The sequence below is a fragment of the Oceanibium sediminis genome (assembly GCF_003265325.1).
Lineage (GTDB): Bacteria > Pseudomonadota > Alphaproteobacteria > Rhodobacterales > Rhodobacteraceae > Halovulum > Halovulum sediminis.
In genome coordinates, this window is record NZ_QGNX01000052.1 from 1 (window position 1) to 730 (window position 730).

The 730-nt window shown below is 61.5% G+C and carries 1 pseudogene; it reads right to left on the reverse strand.

Annotated elements, in window-relative coordinates:
- Positions 1 to 730 (reverse strand): annotated as a pseudogene (locus DJ029_RS21515) (phage terminase large subunit); the annotation flags it as partial.

Consider the following 730-nt stretch of genomic DNA (forward strand, 5'->3'; position numbering starts at 1 on the left):
GGTCCCTCCCGCAGGTGCGGGGCGTTGCTGGTATTGGGCTTCGAATGCCGACGAGCCAAGCTCGCGCCGTATACGGTCCAGTTCATCCTGGCCGATCCGCTCCGGGTGCAGAAGATCGCCGGGGGCCCTCGTCCATATGACATTATCCGTAAGCTCGATTTCTTCATGACCTGTCGCGATCGCCGGCAGGTCGAGGGCATCCCAGTCCCCGGTGCTGATCAAGCGGCCAGGCAGATCGTCCTCGTGTAGACGCTGGGCGACCACAATTATGGCGCCCGTCTTCGGGTCATCCAAACGGCTGGATACGGTTCCGGAGAACCATTTGTGGACGGCCTCGCGTCGCGCCTCCGACGACGCGTCCTCAGCTTTGAGAGGATCGTCCACGATGACGATGTCGCCACCTTTTCCGGTTAGCGAACCTCCCACCGATGTCGCGATCCGGTATCCGTTTCGGGTTGTCCGGAATTCCTCAGCTGTGTTCTTCATCGGGTCGAGCTCAAGGTCGGGAAAGGCGGCCGAGTGCCAGGTCGCTTTGATCAATTGCCTTGTCTGCAGGCTGAAGGTCTGCGCCAGATCAGCACTGTGGCTCGCACAAATGATGCGCAAGGTGGGATCGCGACCCAGCGCCCACGCTGTGAACGCGACGCTGGCACAGTGCGACTTGAGATGCCGGGGCGGCATCGTGATGAGCAGGCGCCGGATTTGACCCTTCAGGACACACTCGAGCTTG